Below are 21,685 nucleotides of genomic sequence, written 5' to 3'. Positions count from 1 at the left end.
ATCCCGATACATTTCGATGCATCGGGATTCTTTGAGTTAAAGCGATTTGTACCCGAGGAAATATGTCCGCCACTGAGGATCATAAATCGAGTTGATTTGCAGTGTCTCCCCACCGGCATGAATGAAGAACTCGTTGTCAAGCATGATGCCGATATGGGACGGTCCGTTCCGATACGTGCCGGCGAAGAAGATGATATCGCCACGGTGTCCGCTCGTGATGGCGGTCCGTTTGTTTTTAAAGTGATTGCTACTCCAGTAGCCGGAGACGTTCGTCCGACCGCCGACTTTTCCGGCTTGGTTTGCCGCGTAATGCACGAGCCCCGAACAATCGAAGCCGCCGTTTAACGGGGACTGTGAGCCCCATGTATACGGCGTGCCAAGATGATTCACGGCCGCCGCGACGAAACGTTCTTGCTGCGTGTTGTTGCGTTTCGCGAGGAGTGGGTCGACGCTCACACGGATATCTGACAGTTTCACGTACACCGGACGCCAGTTGTATTGAATCAAATACGAATCCCCACTCTTTGAGCGTGGGTAGACGCGTCGATTCGTGTCTAAATAGCCGATTGGTGACGTGTCATTTGGATTCGCGTAGAACGGCGTCCGTTTCGTCGTCATGTAGCGTGCCCCGGCATTCACGTTCGTGTGGTGTACGGCCTTTGGTTGTGTCGTCGAAATGTAAGGGTTCAATACGTAAGTCGTTTTGCCATTTGGCAACCGAACTTGCCAGAAATCATCATCGATAGAGCGGATGCCGATGACCCGCGTGCCGCGCTTCAACGTCCCGGCCGGACGCGCATAAGCGACATCGGTAGAGAAGTGAGGCGTCCCATCGAGTTGGACATAGAAAACCGTACCTGCTTTCGGTTTTGCAATCGGTTTATTGAGCGACAGATACCCGGTCGCGACGAAACGATACTGGCCACCGACACGGACGCGTGTGTAGTAGCCGCTCGTCCCGAACGTCTCGACGACTTGACCACGATTGAGGCGGGATACCCGCGACTGGGTCGAGGCGCTCGCATAGACGCTAATCCCGTTGAATTTGACGTAGCGCATGCCCGTCGCGTCATAGAGCGGCGGTTTCGTCTTGCTCGTCCCGTTCGTCAAGACGAAATAAAACGAGCCGTTCACGGAGACGCGCGTATAGGCGCCTTCAGTCCCGTAGACGTTGACGAGTTGCCCACGTTTGAACGTCGTGACGACTTTAGAGTTGGCAGCACGTTCATAAACCGGTGTCTCTTTCGTCAGGTAACGTTGACCGGTCTTTTGATATGTCGGTTTGGCAGTGCCGAGTAAGCTCGTCTCGACATAGACGAACTGGCCTTTCGTGAAGAGGCGTGTGAAGGCGCCATCCGTTCCATACACACTGACGAGCTGTCCACGTTTAATCGACCCGACGGACGTCTTACGGTTCGCTGTGCCGTAAAGCGGGGCGTCCACTTGCGCATAACGTTGGCCGGTCTTCTTGTAGGTCGGCTTAGACGTGCCGAGCGCTTTCGTCTCGACATAGACGAACTGGCCTTTCGTGAAGAGGCGTGTGAAGGCGCCGTGCGTGCCATACACACTGACGAGTTGTCCGCTTTTCACAGAACCTGTCACCGTCTGACCGAGATCGGTGAAAGTGGCCGCATCGGACTGGACGTAGCGCTGGCCGGTCTTGACCGGTGACGTGCCGAGTTGGTTCATGGCGATGTAGGCATAGGCGTCTCCCGTTTGGACGCGGGCGTAGCCATTGACGTTACCGTATACGACGACGGTCTCCGCGAGCACGGTTTGACGGATTGCCTCACTTGGCTCAGGGCGCATATAGACAGCGTCGGCCTGTTTGACGAAGCGTGTCTCTGGCGTGAGGGAAGGCATCGAATCGGCGAGCGCGTCGCGTGCCACCCAAGTCCCTTCTGTCGTCAAGACGAGCGCTTCATCAGATTCATACACGTTGAGCTGTGTCCCATAAGGAAGGTAGGCGACCCGTTCGCCGGCGTCGTCGAGCGTATACGTCTCGCTAACCACATAACGTGATTGGAGCGATGCCACGTCTGACTCGCGGACGAATCCTTCCTGTTCGCCATTTTGGATTCGTGCGTGGGTCGCCCCGCGTTCGAGCACGGTGAGACTCGTTCCGGCAGGGAGTGTCGCGAGCACATCCACTTCCTCGGTTGTGGCGTATACGTTCGTTTCAACGAGTGTGACGAGTTGCGGGCTTGTCGCAAAAGCTGCGGACGTCATACACAGGCTGAAGAAAAAAAGTAGACCAATTAGTCGTTTCAATAAAAGCACCTCGGTTCAACTGTATTCGATTGGGACAAATAAGAAAACTTGCCATTTTTTAGTATACTGTTCGGAATAGAAAAAGAAAGCATTACTTTTTAAAATGAGGGGAAACGTTCTTTGGACGAAAGACAAAGTAAAAAGACTCGAGCCGATTGGGCCCGAGTTTTCCATCATTTCTCCATCTCATTATAAGTCGACAATAAAATCAGCAGAGATGTCGTGACGTGATGGATAAATAGCGTGTTCTGGAGGATCTGATCGTATTCCTTCGTATAATCCAAATGTTTGAACGCTTTTTGACCTAAATTATGTGCTTTGAACAAATCGCGTAATGACTCGCACGTTTCTTGCGAGAGTTGATCCTTGCCACGAGAAATCACCGTATATAGCTGGTTCGGTCGAATGACGACCCAATCCGTCTCATTCTCGATTTTCGCGTTGGCGTTCGCAATCACGACGACCGGATGGACGGTAAGTCGCTCGCCGGTTTGATCAGAGATGAACTTTTGGGAACCATATACTTGGCGGTTCATCTGATCAAAGATTTTCGAGGACTGTTCATCCACTTGCCAATCTTCGGATAGGCCACGTCGAGCATACCAGACCCCGTCCTTGGAGATTTTAATGAACTGGTCGCCTTTGGCTTTGATGTTTTTGACTTCGATTGTGAAGATTCCCTGTTCTGAGAAGACGAGGGCGTCACTCTCGACTGTGTGATGCGCGTCATAGGCGATGCGATTGCCGTACAACGTCGTATAGCTGTCCGCATACTTTTCGAGCTCTTGCATCACAATCTGTTCACCTTCGATACCGGCAGAGAGGGCAAGATGGCGCCCGTTGATTTCGTAACTTCTCGCCTTCATCGCTTCAAGCGTGTCGACGAGCGGGAACGGATGAATCAACGCCTGCCTCACATGTTTTGGCAATTCGGATTGTCCGAGGAACGCGTTGAGCCGTTCGACGTCAATCATGCCACTGTCGAGAAGACGACCGTAACGATCGAATACTTCTTTTTGTTGACGCACATGATCTTCGTTCAAGTAATCTTGTCGAAGCGTCGTTAGGCGAGGGGACAGATTCGTCAAAGTGGCGGCTGCCTCCTCGTTCGTCCATTCGACAGACGGTCCTGCGGCCAAGGAGTGGATGGCGTAATCATGGTTCCATGCGAGCGCGCGGAATTTCGGTTGCACCAACTCGATATAATGCTCGGTCCGTTTCGTCACGCGTGTCTGTTTCGCCAACATCGCTTTCTTCTCGACCTTTCGGCGATAGCGTTTTCGGAAAAGTAATGACGGTGCGTTGTAAAGCATCGCAATCACATAACCAAGAATAAAATACATAAAAGACAGCAAAATGACCGACCATCCAATCCCGTAATCACGGAGGACGGTCGCGACACCTTCCCTTCGGAACAACAGTTCTAAAGAGACGAACACGGTCATAAGAATGAGCGCGATTTTTGTGTTTGATCGCATGTATTCATGAAACTTCATAAAGGTCTCCTACTTTCTGTAAATGATATTCATTAAAAAGCGTGACGACATCACTTCGCCGTCCCTTGAACTAGTATAGCGAGATTTCCTTCTCGGTATTTTAATTTTTCCTTATAAAGGTAAAGCGTTTTTGAAAAAAAGACACAAAAATACTCCCTCCAAGTGTACTGGAGAGAGTAGCGTCTCAAAAGATTTCCGTATTCAAATAGTTGACGGACACTTTCAAGTTGCCGTTCATCTTACGGAGCTCATCGATGATCTGTTTGTCTTTGACACCGTCCTTGTTTTGGACGATATAGACGAGCTGGATCATCGTGCCGAGGTTCGTCGTCTCGACCGAGCGGAGCGCATAATATTTGTAGTGCGCCGACAGCACCCCGTCAAACGCCGTCTCGTCATGCAGATTCTCCGGCACCGTGATCGACAACCGCTTCTTGTCCGAGCCGCCGCGACCGAAGTCGAACGTGTACAACAGGAGGATGATGACCGACAGCGACACGGTGAACAGGATGGCGAGTATGTAGAAGCCGAGGCCGCACGAGATGCCGGCCGCCATGCCGAAGAAGATGAAGGCGATGTCTTTCGGGTCGCTCATCGCGCTCCGGAAACGGATGATTGAGAACGCCCCGACGAGACCGAAGGCGACGGCGACGTTGTTGCCGATGACGATCATGATGACCGACACGGTGACGCCCATGATGATAATCGTCTGGACGAACGACTGCGAGTAACGGGCGCCAGTATGGGTCCGTTTATACAAATAGGCGATGCAAAGCGTCAAGATGAAACTGAGGAAGATCGCCGCGGCCGCCTCGAGCACGGTGAGGCGCGAGGTGACGTCGGCGAGCTGGCGTACTTCGTTAAAGAAATCGGTCATGACAAAATCCTACCTTCGCTTGAGTTTTCGTGTTCCAATAATTCGACGCTCGTACAGAACTTGGAGACGCTCTGTTTGTTGCATTCGAGGTCCGACAAGATGCGGGCGAGCCAAAACGGGACGACCTCGGACACTTTCACCTCGAGGACGACGAGCCCGGGGTCGATGAAGTGATGCCCTTCTGGCCCGTGTTCGATTCGCAAGTCGTCGTTTCGGCACATGAGGTTGTAGTCGAACGTGACGCGGAGGTCTTTCTCGAACGTCCCGGAGAACGCTTGGCGGTCATAGCTGACGACCGTGTTCGGTTTTAAGTCGTACAAGTGCTGGAAGTGGAGCGCCTCTTTCAAAATTTGCGGGTTCGACGCCTCGACCGTCTCGAGCGGCTTGTTCGGGTCGCGCAGGATGTCGTACGCCTGGTGGAGCGGGAGGATCGTCCGGCGCTTGTTGACGACGTTCTTGAACTTCTGTTTTACCTCGATGAACGAGGCGCTGCCTAGGTCGGCCTGGTCGTAAACGCGGAGGCGCAACTTTTGGCGGAACGGCAGTTTGTTGCGCGTCTCGTAATAGATCGACTTGTCGTTCGAGTCGAAATAGAGGCTGACGATGTTGTATTTCCCTTCCGGGTTGCCGTACGTATCGTAATGCATATACGGGAGGATGAGCTCACGGAGCTCAAGGTACTTCGCAAATGGGATTAAATACTTGATCTCGTATCGCTTGAATATCTCTTGGGCCACGGTGTCTCTCCTTCATTAGGGATTATTAAATATTTGTTAAGGTGTGTTAGAATTCAAGTATACTGTTACAGCACACGAATCGCAAATAGACATCGACGTCGGGAGGCTCATATTATATGAAGGTATTAAAAGTCGGATTGTTGGCCGCCGTGCTCGCCGGGACGTGGGGCGGCATGTACTACATCGCCGAAGAGAACGCGACGGCCGGGGCGGCGTTCGAGGCCGCGCTCGCCGAAGAGTTGAACATCCCGGTCGGCTCGTTCAACCAGAACAAGGTCCGAGGCGTCACTGCGCTCGACTTGTCCGGCTATCAGTTGACCGACTTGACCGGGCTCGAACATTTCCAGTCGCTCGAGACGCTCAATTTGTCCGGCAACCATGTGACGGATGCCGAGGTCCTCTCGAAACTCCGTCATTTGAAGATGCTCGACTTGAGCTTCAACCAGTTGACAGATGTGCCGGAGCTCCCGGACACGCTCGAGACGCTCAATTTAGAAGGGAACGACGTAAGCGACCTGTCGTTCTTGCCGGCTTCCGAGACGCTCACGACGCTCAACTTGCGTGACAACGATGTCACCTCGCTCGAGGCGCTCGAACGGACCCCGAACGTGACGCATCTGAACGTCCGTGGCAACGCCATCGAATCGATTGGACCGCTCCAAGGCTTGACGGGACTCGTCAACGTCAATCTGCGGGACAACCGCATCGCCGACTTCTCGCCGCTCGAGAATCTCGACATCTCGGAACGGCTGTACGTGACGGGGAACGCGACGCACGATTACTCGATCCTTGACGGGATCGCCGAGCAAGTCGCCGACCGCGACTTCGAACGATTGCCGGACCGACCGACGTTCTCGGTTGACAGCGGCATCATCGCACCCGGGACGACGCTCTCGCTCGAGGCGACGGACGGGGCCGACATCTTCTATACGACAGATGGGAGCGACCCGACACCCGAGTCGACCCGCTATATGAGCCCGATCACGCTCGACCCGTCGCTTACCGCGGACGTGCCCGTCTTATCGAACAATCGGACGGCGACGAACTGGCCGACGCCAACGTTCGAACGAGAAGAGGTCGAGAAGGCCGTGACGATTCGCGCGATCAGCGTGAAGGACGGGGCGACGAGCGCGCGATCGACGCGGACGTATTTGCTCGACGCAGACTTGTTCACGTCGAACCTCCCCGTCGTATCGCTGACGACGGATGCGAAGAACTTGTTCGATCCCGCCATCGGTATCTACACACCAGGCGATTTACTTGATGGGCCGCTCGAACTCGGGCGCGGCAATTTCTTCGAGACGGGTCGAGAGTGGGAGCGTCCGGCGCATATCGACTATTTCGAGGAAGGGACGCACGTGTTCGGGCAAGACATCGGCATACGCATCCATGGCGGCTTCTCGCGCGGTCTCGCGCAAAAGAGTCTCCGTCTATATGCGCGGAGCGAGTACGGGCAGAGCCGCTTCTACCACCCGTTCTTCCCCGGGAACGACGAGACGGAGTTCAACCGACTGCTCCTCCGCAATGCCGGGAACGACTGGCAAGGGGCGATGCTTCGGGACGCGTTCATGCAGGAGCTCCTGGGTGAGCGTCCGCTCGACTTTCAGGACTATCAGCCGACGATCGTCCTCATGAATGGCGAGTATTGGGGACTTCATAACTTACGTGAGCTTTATTCACCCGACTATTTCGAGATCAAATACGACATCGACGAGACCGAGCTCGCCATCGTCGAGGCCGAACCCGGTCATCCGGACGGGTTCGTCCTTGACGCGGGAAGCGAGGCCGACCTGATTCATTATCAGGAGATGGTCCGATTCGCCGAAACGAACGATTTAAATGATTCCGACAAGTTCGAGGAACTCGAGCGTCGAATGGACATCGACAATTTCTTGGAGTACGTCGCTTATCAGGCGTTTTACGGCAACCTCGATAGCATGTTCAACAACTATGCTGTTTGGCGAAAAGGAACGAACGTGACCGAGGGGATATACGGACATGATGGACGCTGGCGTTGGATCGTGTTTGATTTGGATCAGGGCTTTGCTGGCCGTTTCCCAATCGAGGAGAGCATCAACTATGACATGTTCGGTTATCTGACCGGGCCGAAGCCAGAGCATGCCCTCTTCCGTTCGCTCATCGCGAGTGAGGAGGGACGTGAACGCTTCCTCGCGATCTTCGATGAACTGCTCGCCGGCCCGTTCGCGACGGAGACGATGCTCACGAAGCTCGACGAGATGGCCGCGGGGATTGAAGCGGAGATGCCGAATCAAATCGAACGTTGGGGGAACGCCCCATCTATGGCCGCTTGGAACGGTCGATTGAACAAGATGCGCGCTTTCGCCGAGGCACGTCCGATCGTGATCGAACAGCAGTTGACGGAACGGTTTAGGGTGGACTGACACGAAGGGGCCGATGGCGACATGGGCCCTTTCGCGCTGTCGAGGAATGAGTCACGGCTCAGACGGGTAAAGAGCGAAAGGAAGCGCAGAACAGAAGAGCGATTTATGATATGATGGACGCTGAAAGGAAGGTACAGCCATGGAAACACTCAACTTGAAACAACTTTCTGACGACCGGGCCGCACTACAGACGGCAGGCGACCTCGAAGCGATGCGTGCCATCATGCACGACTCGTTCCGTTATGTCGACTCGAGCGGCCGTCAGTTCGATAAAGAGACGTTCTTAGATCAGTTCGTAGACCCGGCCTCGGTCCAATGGATCACCCAAGAGACGGTGACGTTCGACGAGACGGTGAAAGGCGAGATCGCCGTCGTCCAACTCCTCCTCGAAGAGCGCTTCATCCTCGGGACGAACGCGTACGAAGGACGCTTTTGGGCGCTACATCTCTACATCAAAGAAAACGAGGAATGGCTCTGGCAAGGCGGACAGGCGACGATGATTCACGAGACATGATTTGAACAGGCATCTCCATACGGAGGTGCCTTTTTTATTGAGTGAATCATAAAATGAAAAATATACACTTAAATTAGAAAAATATGTACCCATTTTTAAAATAATCCATTAAACTAAATCTGTTGACTGTTGCGATACAATTTTTAGGAGGAATCATTCAAGATGAAACAACCCAAATACTTAGCACTTTTCCTAGCCGGCACACTCGTGTTCGGCGGCTTCGCCCCGGCCTACGTGTCGGCTTCGACGACGGTGGACGTCACGGCTCCGACGGCCCCAGTCGTGTCGGCTCCGCTTCATACCTCGACATCGCTCACGATTGAAGGTGAGGTCGGTGCCAAGGCGGAAATCGTCATCAACGGAAAGACGTATGTCCGGACGGTACTCGAGGGTGGACTGGCCACGTTCAACATGGCGCCGCAATCGGTCGGTAAAGTGATCGAGGTTCGCCTTGTCGATGCGAGCGGCAACGCAAGTGACGTGACGCGTGTCGTCGTCGCCGAAGACCCGGCTGCACGTCCGGCAACACCGGTCGTCAAACCGGTCACGAACTCATCGCGTGCCCTCGAAGTGAAAGGCGAGCCTGGACTCAGCTTCGTCTTGACAATCGGGAACACGACGGTGTCGTCGAAGTTTGACGCGAACGGGATTTACCGTCGTCACATTACGCTCCAACCGGTCGGCACGCCAATCACGGTGCAGGCGAAGTCGACGAAAGGTGCGTTGAGCGACCTCGTGAAGACGAAAGTCGTCACGGACCGCTACGCGCCGAAGCCTGGTCGAATCACGCAAGCCGTGACGACGACGTCGACAGGTGTTGCTGGTAAGGCAGAACCGTATGCGACGGCACTCGTGACGGTCGGGACGAAAACGTACTCGGCACCGGTCATGTCGACAGGGAACTTTGTCGTCAAAATCCCGAAACAACCGATCGGGCAAAAGATGTCGCTCGTCATCCGTGACGGTGCTGGCAATAAGAGCACACCGGCCACGGCGACGGTGCAACATGCGCTTTACAACAACTTCCACCGCGTGACATCGGAAGGAATGCGTCTCACACTCCATAAGGAAGTGTTCCGAGCCGATACGTCGACACGTTACGACGAGACGTTCGCGCCGGTCTTCCTCGGTCATCCGTCGAAGGCGAACCTCCACTTCTTGCTCAGCTACTATGCGGAGGACGGTGAGCCAATCGAGTTCGAGAAGCTCCGAATCCGCGTCGGCTCGGCGACGTACACGCAGAACATCTCGTTCGATGACGTCGGCTATACGGAGTACGCGGACGGCACACTCGAAGAGACATACTTCTTCAAGCCGAACGCGAAGCTCGTCAGCTTCGTCAAACAGCACGTCCGTCTCGAGAACCGAATCGTCGTGACGGTCGAGGGCTATGAGTACGACCTCGAGTTCCCGCTCGTCGGGGCAGAGAAGCGTGCGTTCATCCAATCGCTCCAATACGCAGGATATTGACAAAAGACCGGTGGCGACACCGGTCTTTCGTATGAAAGGAAAGATGGTTGAATTGATGCTAGAAGTCACACCGGAGCGACGGAACGGACGGGTCAAACTGATTGTGTTTCTCTTGTTCTTGAATTGGTACATGACGTCGCTGAACATCATCAGCGAGAACTCGTATGATACATATATGCGCAAACAGTACGGTGTCGAGACCATCTATTATAAAGAAGAAAGACGAACGTATTATGTCGTCGGCCGTCAATTCGAGTTCCAAAATATGAGCTATACGGGATCAGGTGGTCTGTTCTACACATATGAAGAGACCGACTATCACGATGTATTTGGGAACGTCATCACGTACAGGTTATATAAAGTCGCAGGCATCCCCGTGGACGTGACGGACCATGAGTCAAACAATCAAGTGTTTGAGAAGAAAAAATTGAACAACGAGCAACCGTTTGATGATTGAACGAAACATTAATGCAATCTTTTTGTTACATTTTTGAAACATAAGCCGATATATTCCGTAGAAGCACCTAGAGCGGGATGCTCGAATTTTTTAGAAAAGAGGGGAAAGTATGAAACAAGCGTTACAACGCCTCATCGCGGTGTTGACCGCACTCGTCCTCGTCGCATCGATCGTGCCACCGAGCACGTATGCCGATCGCGGGCAAGGGATGAACGAGGCCAAATTACTTACACCAGGGGAAGCCGTCGAATTCACGACGGGGACCGACAAGGTGAACACGTATTGGTTCAAGATGGAACGTCAAGTTTCATCGATGACACATATGGAAGTCACGCTCGACGCGTCGAAGCTGACGAACATCTCTGTCTATCCGAGTGCCGATATGGCCGCGAAGGACGAGACGTTCGAACGTTACCGTTCGAGCGCGACACAAGAAGAAGAGACGCGCACGGCGAAGATTGAGTTGCCGTACGCGTGGGAGGGGCCGTACTACATCAAAGTCGAGTACATGCCGATGGAGATGATGGACATCCCGTTCGAACAAACGGAAGGCGAAGAACCGACGACACCGGACATGTCCGCGTTCGCTTCGAAGATCAAGCTCGTCTATAACCCGGTCAAACTACCGGTGAACTATGAGCAGGTCGGTGGCGACATGTGCGCCGTCGAATCAGTGTTCCAACCGGCACCGGAGCGTGACACGATGCTCAAACTGATTCGCCGCGTCCAGACCGAGGTCTTGAACGGCTCGGCGGAAGGCCGTGATCTGTCGGCCCTCTATTATCGTACGTCTCCGTACGTCGTTCGTACGATCACGTTCGACAAGACGAAACGTCAAGCGGCATATGCGGACCTGAAGACGCTCCGCCCGCTCATGACGGCGCTCGTCGACCAGAAGAGCTATACGCTCACGAATGCAGACGCGGCAGCGATTAACCGCCTTCATGCACTCGTTCGTTCGAGTGTCCCGGCAGCGCTTCAAGCTGAAGTCGATGGAATCGCCGGCGCGCTCGGGATGAGTTCGCTCGCGGGCACACCGCTTGTCGACTTGTTCGGAAAGGTCGGCATGAACATCCAATCGGCTGACACACCGCGTTATATCGTCAAGTACAAGTCGTCACCGAACACGTCAATCGGCAAGATGAACGCGATGCAAGACGTCTCGGCCGAGCGTCTCGCCATCGGGGCGCCAGGCGAGCATTTCGCGCTCGTTGACGTCGAGGACGCGTCACCGAAGATGCAGGCGACGGCGAAATCGACGCTCGAAAAAGACACGAACGTCGAATACATCGAGCCGGTACAGACGTATCAAGCGTTCGCATCGGACGTGAACGTCGACTATCAATGGGCCATCAACGAAAGCTCGGTACTGAAGCCGTTCAAAGGGGCCGGCATCGGTCTTGACGCCTACGAAGGGCTCAAGTTGCCAAACCGCACCATCAAAGTCGCCGTGCTTGATACGGGTGTCGACTATCGTTTGCTCGACTTGAAAGGGAAGGTCGATATCCGCAACGAGAAGAACTTCGTCGACCCGAACGGGGAAGGAGATGCGATTGACGACCACGGTCACGGAACGCACGTGGCGGGAGTCATCAGCGCGACCCGTGACAACGGCGTCTCGATGCGCGGGATCGTCCCGAACGTCTCGATCCTTCCGGTGAAGGTGCTAGACGCGGGCGGTTCAGGCGAGACGGACCAAATCGCACTCGGCATCAAGTATGCCGTCGATGCGGGGGCGAAAGTCATCAACATGAGCCTTGGCGGCGGCGAGAGCCGGACGATGGGGTACATGTTGAAGTATGCGTATGACCGCGGCGTCATCGTTGTCGCGGCGACAGGGAACGACGGACAGTCGCGCGTGTCGTACCCGGCATCATCGAAATACACGATCTCGGTCGGGGCGACGAACACGTTCGGCATCGTCTCGGACTATTCGAACTATGGATTGAACGTCGACGTCGTCGCACCGGGCTCGAAAGTCGCGAGTCTCGTCCCGGACGGCAACGTCGTCTACATGGACGGCACGAGCATGGCGACACCGCACGTCGCGGCCGTCGCGGCGCTCTTGAAGTCGCACCATCCGTCACTCACCGTCGAACAGATGCGCACGCTCCTTCAACGGACGGCCGATCCGATTAACTTCTCGGGTGGTGATGCGCCGTATGACCCGCGTGTCGGGGACGGGTTTGAGTTCGTCTTAGAGATGACGGACAAGTTACCGCCTCGTTACTATGACGTGACGAGCGGCTACGGGAAGGCGAACGTCTTCCGGGCCGAGTCGATGCTCCGCATCAACCCGTCACAGGCGAGCGCACAGGACAATGCGGCCGTCTTCCGCGTGAAGGCGAAGTCGGGGACGGTCGTCAAAGTGTACAGTGGCGAGAAGCTCCTCGGCAAAGGGACAGCGAAACAGTCTGTCGCCGCCTTTAAAGTGGCACCACAAAAAGCAGGATCCGTGCTCCGTGTCGTCTATGAGAACGGCAAGCACGTCACGGGCGAGCGAATCCTCGTCGCATCAGGGAAACGTCCGGTCCAGCCGACCGTGACGCGTCCCCGTACAGGCGCGACGAAAGTGACAGGTCGCGGCGATGCCGGGATGACGGTCATCGTCCGGAACAGTAAGCTTCAATTACTCGGCAAGGCGACGATTAACGTCGACGGTTCCTTCACCGTCAAGACGCGTGCCTTGAAGAAGGGCGAGAAGGTCTCGGTGCATATCGAGGACACGCGGAAACGTGCCGGCAAGATGACGCACGTGACCGTTCAGTAATATAGAAGAGAGACGGGTGCATCCGAGATGTGCCCGTTTTTTTGTGCGTCAGAAGTCCTACCACATCTGAACAGGCGAATCAGGGTGGATGTGCGAAAAGACCTAAGCGAGTAACTCGACGCTAAACTTCCTTAGATTGGATGAACGAGCTGGTATTGTGGATAGGAATGGTTTTTATAAAGAGGTCAATGTTTTATTGATTGGAAATCAAAGAGGGTTGAAATGGGTATACGAAAAAAGTGAATGTAAAATAAAACAAGTTTCCAATTAATAGAAAAAATAAGATTTGTCTATTGAAAAAACCGATAAATCCGATTAAATCAACAAAAAACGACGGAATTCGACATTTCCAAATAAGGTAAACTAGAAAGTGAATTAAACTAAAATCTCCAAAATTCAAAAACGTTACCATTTTTACGAAAAAAAACGCTTGTGTCGTTTGGAAGTGTTATGTATATTATGGATGTAAGGTTTTCCAAGAACAGTCTTGGTAAATTGTTCAAGGGTCACACCTTGAAAAGCTTCTACCGGGGGAGAACGCTCGGTCTTTGGAAGGGTCGGTTACATAATCATTAGTACTTTCTGCATTGTTATGGACACGTGACATCGACGAGGATCGGCTGGGCAAGGACGGTAGAAAGAAACCTATCTACCCAAGGGAGGATTTACATCAGATGGCTAAGAAGAAACAATTCGTTACTGCAGCGGCAGCGTTCGCAGTAGCAGCATCAGCAGTAACGCCTGCAATCACAGCAGACGCAGCAACAAAAACGGTACGTCTTTCATCAGACTTCGTTCGCGCAGGTAACCTTGACGCGGCACTCGACAAATCGTACAACGGTGGCGAGATCCACTGGTACAAATCTTCAGTCGACATGAACAAACTCGGCGTGTTCCAAACGGCGAAAGGTTTCGTCAAAGGACAAGGCCTCAAAGTCGAAAAGCGCGTCCGCGTCTTGAACTACGCACAAGACATCCAGCCTGAAGGCGAAATCGTCCTCGAGCAAGGTGTTCCTGCTTCTGGACTTCGCGTCCAACCAGTTCTCTTCGCAGATGGTAACCACTACGCTAAACCTGTAGCAGTCGCTGGCTTCAACACGGACAAAGTTGGTGAGTTCGAAGGAACGTTCACTTACGCAAACAAAGCGTTCGGAACTGTTACGAAGACTGTTAAGTATAAAGTTGTTGCTTCTAAAGTAGAACTTTCAAACGTTAAGCAAGAAGTTGAAGGAGATACACTCTCTGTTTCTGCTGACGTGAAAAACCTTAAAGATGGCGAGAAAGTTGAACTCGTAATCTTCCCAGGTAAAGATGAGTCGAAAGCAATCGCAATCGATGCAGTAGTTAAAGAAGGTGTTGTAACGGCTTCTGCTAAAGATCTTCCAGTTGGTAACCACTCATTCATCCTTCGTTCTGGTGAAGTGAAGACTGATGCTGTAAACTTCGCAGTTGAAGCGCCAATGGTTAAAGAAGTAAAGGCGATTAACGCTCAAACAGTTGAAGTACACTTCAACAAGGCTATTGATGCTAAAACGTTGAAAGTTGATAACGAAGATTTGATTAAAGTTGAAGCTGGATCAGGCGCTGTCGAAACTGGTGCTATCAAGCAAGAACTCAGCACTGATGGTATGACTTTAACGCTTACTACAGCTAACACTAAAATTTTCAAAGGTGACTACACAGTCAAAGTTCCTTTCGAAATGATTAAAGATGTAAAAGGTACTTTCGTTAAGCCTATTAACGCTAAAGTTTCTGTAGATGATAAAGTTGCACCTGCACTTGTCAAAGCTACTACTCTTGTTAAAGACGTTAAAGATGGTATCAAATCGGTAGTTGTTACTTTCGATGAGAATGTTAAATCTGTAGATACGATCAAAATCGATGGTCTTAACTACAATGTTGTTCTAGACGGTAAAGAAGCGACTATTACTTTCGCACAACCACTTGACGCTTCGAAAAAGTATGATGTTACAGTAATCAATGCTACTGACTTTGCTGGAAACATCAAAGACGTACAAGTTGCTCCTCTTTCAGTTTCGGTAGATAATGTTTCACCAGAGGTCTCTAGCGTTGTAGCTATTTCAGAAGATAAGCTTAAATTGACACTTTCTAAAAAAGTTGATATCGCTGAGCTTAAAAAATCTTCTATGCTATCTGCAACAGTAGGAACTTTTGCTACATCAATCATTGAGTCGGTAGACGCTGGAGAGAAAGATGGAGAATACATCATCACTCTTAACGATCAGTACCTATTCAAAACAGGAAATTCTGACGTTGTTACATTGAAATTTGCTGAAAAAGCACTTGTAGATTCACTTGGTAACACTAACCTCGTTAAAATCGAAAAAACAGCTACAGTAACTAAAGATGCAACTGCACCAGCAGTCTCTAAAGTAGAAGAAGTAAAAGACAAAGACGGTAAAGTAACTGGATTTGCTTTAACTTATACTGAAGATGTAAAAGGACAATCTTTGACTGGATTAAAAGTAGTTAATGCTAAAGGTGAAATCCTTGCTGTTAATGATGTAGTCAACGCTCCTACAATTGATGAAGAAGACTCTAAGAAAGTTGTTTTCTCATTCAAAGCGAATGTTGTATCTAGCAAGTATACGTTTGAATTACCAGAAGGATTCGTAACTGATAATGCATTAGTTGCTAATAAATCTGCTAAGTATGGCTTCTCTGTAACAATTAACGATATCGTTCCACCAGCTCAAACTTCATTTGCGATTGTTTCAGCAACTAACGTTGAAAACAAAGTTAACACGCTGGCTGTAGACTTCGGTACTAAAGTTGCTGTTGTCGGTGATGGTTCTGCTCTCAACCCTTCAGCTTACACAATCAACGGTGTTACATTACCTGCTGATACAAAAATTACTTTAGCTGGTAATGTAGGTGACAACGACTACCAAACAAAAGTAGAAATCGAGTTACCTAAAGGATTCGTAAAAGCTAATGATGCGAAAGCTGGATTCCGTATCACTGGAGTTAAATCACTTGATGGTAAAACTTCTGAATCTAAATTTGTAACAGTAGATATCAAGGACAACACTGCTCCAGAACTTAAGTCAATCGTAGCAACTGATTTGACTAAGTTAACTCTTTCTTACTCTGAAGCTGTCAAAGTAACTGCAGAAGCTCCTGTAGCCCCGGCAACAAAAGTAGATGCTATCGCTGATGAATTGAAATTGTTAGATTCTAAAGGAAATGTTGTTACATTCTCTGATTACACAGTCACTGAAGACGGTAAAATTGTCCTTACAGTAACTGATGCTATTGCTGTTAAGAGCGTATCTACAGTTAAATTGGGTGAAAATGGCGAAGCTAACATCTTTGATGCTAACAACGTTGCTCAAAAAGAAGAAATTACGGTCTCTAAGTAATTAATCCTCCCTATAAAGGATTAATATAGAATGGATTTGCCTATTCCATTCAACCCTCTTGTGCTTATGCATGAGAGGGTTTTTGAATTAGTTTCAAATATATATTATTATTTTGTATGACTTTACTAAGAGCATTCATTCCAATACGGAGTGAATGCTCTTTTTTATTTGGAGAAAGGAGAGGTTACTTTGGATGAAAGAATCGGGTTTGTCGTTCGGATCAAGCAACTGTTTGGTAAAGTAGTAGCCGTCGACGAAGTCGGGATGGAGTCATATCTGTTCGAGCATTCGGAGATCGATCCGGCTATCGTTCCATCAGAACATCTTTTGTTGCTTCCTGATCCTCTACAGTTCGATACATTCGTGTATGTCGAAGAGGACGGAAAGGAATGGATGGCTGGAATGGGCTACAATCCGATTACCTATCGGTTGATCTATGAGGTATGGATGTGTGATGGAAGAACAATTGCCTACGAACTATACGACGAATAGAAGTTATGATTAGGAATGGTTACACTAAGTGTATATAACAGATGCGATGCCGTGAAGAATGCCGAAGGAGGAAATCAGAATGCGAAAATATCATCGAGTAGTGCTTGGAGGAAAAGATTATTATCGTCAATATGATGAGACGCTAGATTGTTATGAGGGAGAATTATTAACCGAAGAAGATGTCATCGAGCAAGTGTTAGAGGATGTCGTACAAGACGTCATCCATGTCGATCGATCGCGCGTCCAACGAAGTATCAAAAACATCATGGACGAAGATGACCGGCTGGTCATTCAGTCTTATGTCGAATATCTAGAACGTGTCGTAGAGCTTTTCGAATGAGAAGGTCTTTTTTATTTGTCTTGTTTTGGGACTCGACTTAGCACGTTGTGGAAGTATTCTTGTTTGTGACTCCTGACTGTTCATTAAGACTGCTGGGAGTAAAGACAGGAACAGAAGTGTTGTATACCAACTGTTTCGGTAGATGTTCAGTCAAGGAACAGAAGACAAAAGTAGAACTGCTGGGAGTTTCGAAGAGACGCCCAGCAGAACGGTGGGGAGATGTCCCGTTCCCCGATTCTGTTTTCATAGGATATGGAGATGTATCTTCATCTAAAAAAACGGAGTTTCGGGAATTTTCGTCTTCTTACCCCCGAAACCCCGAAAATAATCGAGAGGGGATGGACCCATGATATCGGGAATAGCAAACGGGGAACGCGAATCCTTCCGACGATTCCTCTATGAACAAGGACGCCAACCGAGTACGATTGCTAGCTATGTCGCAGAAGTCGAGAAGTTCAGTGGACGAGGAACGTTTTCTTCACGAGAGGATATCCTGTCGTACAAACAATGGCTTCTCGATCAAGGAAGAAAGGCAGCAACGATCAATAAGTTCCTCAATGCGATGACTGCCTACAATGACTTTCTGATGGCACAAGGCAAGCTGGATCGACGATGGATTTACTGGAGTGACCGGATCAAGGTGGCACAGGGAAGTCATCAGGTCGACGTCTTGACGGAAGAAGAATTTCGGCGGGTACAACAAGTCCTACCGTCCCTGTCTTATCGGAACCAGTCGCTGATTCATCTCTTATTGTATGCAGGACTTCGAGCAAGTGAGCTAGTCGAGCTACGCTTGTGGCAGATTGACTGGATAGGACGAAGCATCGAAGTCCATGGGAAGGGAGATAAGGTCCGTGAAGTCCCATTACGCGAAGATACATTACGTTGTATACGTCAGTATGTGGAAGAGGACAGAAAGAAGCATCGTCAGGCGGTAGAGAGTCCGTATGTCTTTCTGAGTCAACGAGGAGAACGATTGACGCGAGGTGGTCTATCGGATGTTCTGAGAGCACTTGATACCAATGTTGGTCGTCATCTCTATCCACACCTCTTTCGTCATACGTTCGCGACACGATTGACACAGAAGCATGTTGATATCACCGTCATCAGTCGCTTGCTTGGGCATCATTCGATCGAGTAGACGAATCGATACTACATCCAGACTTCGAAAGAATAGAAACAACAGGCAGTAGAGCAACTCTGATAGAAGATGTTTCATCTTTGGAGAAGGAAGGAGGTACTAGACATGAATCCTATGATCCGAGTAATGATTCGTATCGTCATCAATATCAAACAAATCCGTCGTGGATGACTTTCTGAAAGTGATTTGAAAGAAATTGGACAGGTATCTATTTCGTTGCAATATCGATGAGATAGATACCTTTTTGAGCATATTTGAAAAATAAATAAAAATTTTTTGTTATTTATGAATCATCATTCAATGTAAGATAAAGGAATCATATAACTTTTTCTTGTCCATAAATTATAAAAAAGACCTAAAAAACGCTCAGATTTTTACCTAGGGTGCTCCTTACTCAAAAATTTTTATCGGACGGGAAGGCTAGGAGCGCCATAGAAAATAATCATGATCAAAATGGAATAAAAAAGGAAGAAGTGATTTTGGAGGTGTCTTTGAAATTGCTCTTTAGAGCCATTTAGAGCCGTTTTTAGGGCTTTTCAATTCTTTTATCTTGTTGTAGTGTATGTCTCAGGAGTTGCGAGGAAGCAAGTTTCCTTGTCTCTCAATCTACCCGTGAAGGGTAAAAAGGGGATGACCTGAGATGAATGAACAGGAGAAACGACAGAATGATTTACCGGAAGAACATGTAAACGAATTGTCAGAAGAAGGGTCTGTACAAGACATCGAGACCTCCTCAATGGAGACACAGGATATCACCTCCGAAGATACGGACGATGCTTCCGACGAGATCGATGCACCCAGCTGGGAGTCAGCTATGAACGATGGTTTAGAGGAGAACGAACCACCTCCAGAAGAGCACGATGATTTTGCTGAAGTTATGGAGGATGCCGTATCGCCATCGGTTCCAGCTCCCTATGCCTATCCGACAGTACTAGCTCTGATTGATCGTATGGACGCACCGACCGTACTCAATCCGTATACGATACAGAAGGAACCGATCACAGCGGCTGGACTAGAAGCGGGTGAGATTTACCTCATTCAGGATGGACAAGGGAATCCGGTTTTCCAAGTCCGAAAAGAGGGTGTCTATCGAATCGTCTTCGAGAAAGATGATTACGTCGTTCAACATCACCCATTTTGTACCTGTCTCTATGTCGAACGCGTCCGAGAAATGAATGGGACGAACCTACGAGAGTTTGAAGTCACTTATGCCGTGAACCAAGGGTATCGTCAAGCCCGCATCCTGAATAAGAAACTGACGGAAGAGGGTGTCGAGCAACTGTTATCAGAAGGTGTCGTGATGTTTCCGACTCAAGCCAATCGTGCCACGATCGCGTACTATCTGATGGTATCGGCGAGTCAGTTGCATCCCCGTTATCGTCATGACTTTGTCGGATGGGTGTTACGAGATGGCATGACAGATCGTCCTGCGTATACGTTCGCACATGTTCCTGGATTCCTGTCTTATGATCATGACACCGATGAAGTGGTCCTGAAACCAAGTGAAATCTCGAAGAAGTATGAGAAGGCGATTGACATCAAAGGGGATCTATCCGCGTATATGGAAGAACTGACCCCACTCCTCGAATACGATACGATCCGTCTGATGATGGGTGCTGGTGTATCAAGCATCTTACTCGGTTACCTTCGTCTGACACGACCGGACCTGATGCCTTTCCTGATTCACTTGCACAGTAACTCGTCCCGAGGAAAGACGACCGCCGCTCGATTGGCAGTCTCGATGAACGGTAATCCCTACCAGCAACCATTATCTGTTTCGTGGGTCTCAACGAAGAATGCCATCATCAATCTCGCGAACCGGAACTATGGACTAGCGATGATTCTGGATGAGGCAAGTACCTTCCAAGGCAGCATGACGAACATCATCTATGAGCTGTCACAAGGGGAGGAACGTCTTCGACTGAACGGTGACATGGAAACTCGACAAGGAGGGGATTGGAGTACCGTCTTCCTATCAACGGGTGAGCAAGGTATCCGACAAAATGCGATGAAGAAAACCGAACTCAAGAGTGCTGGTGTCAGTATTCGTTACCTCGAATTCATCAATCTCGACTTCATGCCGAATGCCGCGATTGCCGAACAGGTCTCCCGGATGATTCAGTCCTATCACGGACACCTCGGTGTGACGCTTGCTGTGTATCTTCTCCGTCAAAATCCGATCCAGATGAGCGAACGTTTTGACGAACGACGGGAGCAGTTCCGGAACCAATTGCCTTCTTCCGCTTATCGGGATCGAGCAACGAACATGCTGTCAGTCGTCTCCCTTGCACTTGAACTCCTGGCAGAAGCGATGCCGGATACCTTCGATGTTGCGCGTAAGAGTTTGCACGAAGGGATGACACGAATCGATGAGATGTTGATTGATTCTTTCTTGGAACAAACGAAGGATCTTGACATTGCCCTGAACGCCTATCATACGATTCAGGAATTGGTGATTAAGAACTTGAACCACTTCAAAATCAAAGGGAAGACACCAGATCGGACAGCCATCTACGGTAAAGTCATCAAAAAAGGAACGCATTATGAAGTAGCGATTCTTCGTAATATCGTTCAGAACTGGATGACAACCGATGGATACCCAAGTACGACCGTACTAGGACGGGAGTGGCGAGAACGGGGATGGATCATCGGAGAGAGTGATCGTAACGAACGTCGTATTCGGATCTTTGAGGAGAAGGAAGAAAAGTTACGAGAGAAGATGACCGAAAAGAAGGTAAAAAAGTCAGAAGATTCGTGCTATTTATTCAAAATCGAAGAAGATATTCTGGATGAATATATTTCCGAGATGACGGTAGGCGAACTGAATCCATCAGGAGTCACCCATAGTGTCTTCCGTAAAAAGCCTGAAATCCGGAGTAACGTTGTGCATTCTACTGTCAAGAAGAAGCCTAAACTCGAAACGCCACCGGATGAAGATGAATTCGAGTTCGACAACTGATGGATAGCGTCATACACCTTTTCTTATTTGGTATCGCTCATCCCGAATACATCTGGATCAGATGGATGCAGTCCATCCAGTGTACGAGACCCAGTAGCTTGTTGCTATCGCTGTACCCATTCCGATGATTGAGAAGGAGTCCGCTCCTTCTTATCGGTCTGGTCTTCTAGTCCAAAATACAAAATAAATGGCGTAAAGTACGCGTCACGAAAGGAATTCGACCAATGAATGCTCATATTCTTACTCAGTACGGATTGGATCAAAATATTACGATGAAAGAAGCCATCGAAGCGTTCGTCGAGTCCCTTGTCTTCCAAAAGAAAAGTCGTGAGACGATTCGGGGATATTGGGCTAACCTAAATTTTTGAGACAATAT

14 protein-coding genes are annotated in these 21,685 nt (G+C 50.0%); 10 read left to right on the top strand and 4 right to left on the bottom strand.

Annotated features, from left to right (window positions below; translation table 11 throughout):
* Nucleotides 1-36 precede the first annotated feature (36 nt).
* From RT52_RS12560 to RT52_RS12545, 4 genes are all read right to left on the bottom strand, one after another.
* Nucleotides 37-2,280: a C40 family peptidase gene (locus RT52_RS12560; protein WP_034817796.1), complete on the bottom strand. Its 2,244-nt coding sequence runs from the start codon at nucleotides 2,278-2,280 to the stop codon at nucleotides 37-39.
* A 164-nt stretch (nucleotides 2,281-2,444) separates the two neighbouring features.
* Nucleotides 2,445-3,767 (bottom strand): nuclease-related domain-containing protein, encoded by a 1,323-nt coding sequence (locus tag RT52_RS12555; protein ID WP_034817795.1) that lies wholly within the window; start codon nucleotides 3,765-3,767, stop codon nucleotides 2,445-2,447.
* A 184-nt stretch (nucleotides 3,768-3,951) separates the two neighbouring features.
* Nucleotides 3,952-4,644 (bottom strand): DUF4956 domain-containing protein, encoded by a 693-nt coding sequence (locus RT52_RS12550; protein WP_034817794.1) that lies wholly within the window; start codon nucleotides 4,642-4,644, stop codon nucleotides 3,952-3,954.
* Complete coding sequence (locus RT52_RS12545) at nucleotides 4,641-5,381, bottom strand: polyphosphate polymerase domain-containing protein (protein ID WP_034805776.1); 741 nt, start codon at nucleotides 5,379-5,381, stop codon at nucleotides 4,641-4,643. The genes RT52_RS12550 and RT52_RS12545 overlap by 4 nt, the downstream gene beginning before the upstream one ends.
* A 116-nt stretch (nucleotides 5,382-5,497) precedes the next feature.
* Here RT52_RS12545 and RT52_RS12540 point away from each other — a divergent pair, with 116 nt between their 5' ends.
* The 10 genes from RT52_RS12540 (at nucleotide 5,498) to RT52_RS12495 (ending at nucleotide 21,309) form a co-directional block, all read left to right on the top strand.
* Complete coding sequence (locus tag RT52_RS12540) at nucleotides 5,498-7,783, top strand: CotH kinase family protein (protein WP_034817793.1); 2,286 nt, start codon at nucleotides 5,498-5,500, stop codon at nucleotides 7,781-7,783.
* Nucleotides 7,784-7,922: 139 nt separating this feature from the next.
* The gene (locus RT52_RS12535; RefSeq protein WP_034817792.1) at nucleotides 7,923-8,297 is read left to right on the top strand and encodes a nuclear transport factor 2 family protein; all 375 of its coding nucleotides are present in this window, start codon (nucleotides 7,923-7,925) and stop codon (nucleotides 8,295-8,297) included.
* A 162-nt stretch (nucleotides 8,298-8,459) separates the two neighbouring features.
* Nucleotides 8,460-9,767 carry an Ig-like domain-containing protein gene (locus RT52_RS12530; RefSeq protein ID WP_034817791.1) on the top strand — a complete coding sequence of 436 codons (1,308 nt, stop codon included), beginning with the start codon at nucleotides 8,460-8,462 and terminating at the stop codon, nucleotides 9,765-9,767.
* Nucleotides 9,768-9,822: 55 nt separating this feature from the next.
* Nucleotides 9,823-10,224, top strand: coding sequence for a hypothetical protein (locus RT52_RS12525; protein ID WP_162174544.1), 402 nt, complete (start codon nucleotides 9,823-9,825; stop codon nucleotides 10,222-10,224).
* A gap of 109 nt (nucleotides 10,225-10,333) precedes the next feature.
* Nucleotides 10,334-12,994: a S8 family peptidase gene (locus tag RT52_RS12520; protein ID WP_034817789.1), complete on the top strand. Its 2,661-nt coding sequence runs from the start codon at nucleotides 10,334-10,336 to the stop codon at nucleotides 12,992-12,994.
* A 674-nt stretch (nucleotides 12,995-13,668) separates the two neighbouring features.
* Nucleotides 13,669-16,377 carry an Ig-like domain-containing domain gene (locus RT52_RS12515; RefSeq protein WP_156028817.1) on the top strand — a complete coding sequence of 903 codons (2,709 nt, stop codon included), beginning with the start codon at nucleotides 13,669-13,671 and terminating at the stop codon, nucleotides 16,375-16,377.
* Between the two features lie 189 nt (nucleotides 16,378-16,566).
* Nucleotides 16,567-16,869 (top strand): hypothetical protein, encoded by a 303-nt coding sequence (locus RT52_RS12510; RefSeq protein WP_034817788.1) that lies wholly within the window; start codon nucleotides 16,567-16,569, stop codon nucleotides 16,867-16,869.
* 79 nt (nucleotides 16,870-16,948) lie between these two features.
* Nucleotides 16,949-17,209: a hypothetical protein gene (locus RT52_RS12505; RefSeq protein ID WP_034817787.1), complete on the top strand. Its 261-nt coding sequence runs from the start codon at nucleotides 16,949-16,951 to the stop codon at nucleotides 17,207-17,209.
* A 346-nt stretch (nucleotides 17,210-17,555) separates the two neighbouring features.
* Entirely contained in the window at nucleotides 17,556-18,350 is a 795-nt protein-coding gene (locus tag RT52_RS12500) for a tyrosine-type recombinase/integrase (RefSeq protein WP_081852714.1), read from the top strand.
* Nucleotides 18,351-18,990: 640 nt separating this feature from the next.
* Entirely contained in the window at nucleotides 18,991-21,309 is a 2,319-nt protein-coding gene (locus RT52_RS12495) for a DUF927 domain-containing protein (protein WP_034817786.1), read from the top strand.
* Nucleotides 21,310-21,685: the final 376 nt, after the last annotated feature.

It is taken from the genome of Exiguobacterium alkaliphilum 12/1 (assembly GCF_000714435.1).
Classification (GTDB): Bacteria; Bacillota; Bacilli; order Exiguobacteriales; family Exiguobacteriaceae; genus Exiguobacterium; species Exiguobacterium alkaliphilum.
Note: the sequence above shows the minus strand (reverse complement) of the source record. Positions and strands in the feature narration are given on the sequence as shown.

Coding starts and splice junctions, on each gene's coding strand:
- RT52_RS12535 (WP_034817792.1), top strand. CDS start 7,923: ATGGAAACACTCAACTTGAAACAACTTTCTGACGACCGGGCCGCACTA.
- RT52_RS12540 (WP_034817793.1), top strand. CDS start 5,498: ATGAAGGTATTAAAAGTCGGATTGTTGGCCGCCGTGCTCGCCGGGACG.
- RT52_RS12515 (WP_156028817.1), top strand. CDS start 13,669: ATGGCTAAGAAGAAACAATTCGTTACTGCAGCGGCAGCGTTCGCAGTA.
- RT52_RS12495 (WP_034817786.1), top strand. CDS start 18,991: ATGAATGAACAGGAGAAACGACAGAATGATTTACCGGAAGAACATGTA.
- RT52_RS12505 (WP_034817787.1), top strand. CDS start 16,949: ATGCGAAAATATCATCGAGTAGTGCTTGGAGGAAAAGATTATTATCGT.
- RT52_RS12500 (WP_081852714.1), top strand. CDS start 17,556: ATGATATCGGGAATAGCAAACGGGGAACGCGAATCCTTCCGACGATTC.
- RT52_RS12530 (WP_034817791.1), top strand. CDS start 8,460: ATGAAACAACCCAAATACTTAGCACTTTTCCTAGCCGGCACACTCGTG.
- RT52_RS12520 (WP_034817789.1), top strand. CDS start 10,334: ATGAAACAAGCGTTACAACGCCTCATCGCGGTGTTGACCGCACTCGTC.
- RT52_RS12555 (WP_034817795.1), bottom strand. CDS start 3,767: ATGAAGTTTCATGAATACATGCGATCAAACACAAAAATCGCGCTCATT.
- RT52_RS12550 (WP_034817794.1), bottom strand. CDS start 4,644: ATGACCGATTTCTTTAACGAAGTACGCCAGCTCGCCGACGTCACCTCG.
- RT52_RS12525 (WP_162174544.1), top strand. CDS start 9,823: ATGCTAGAAGTCACACCGGAGCGACGGAACGGACGGGTCAAACTGATT.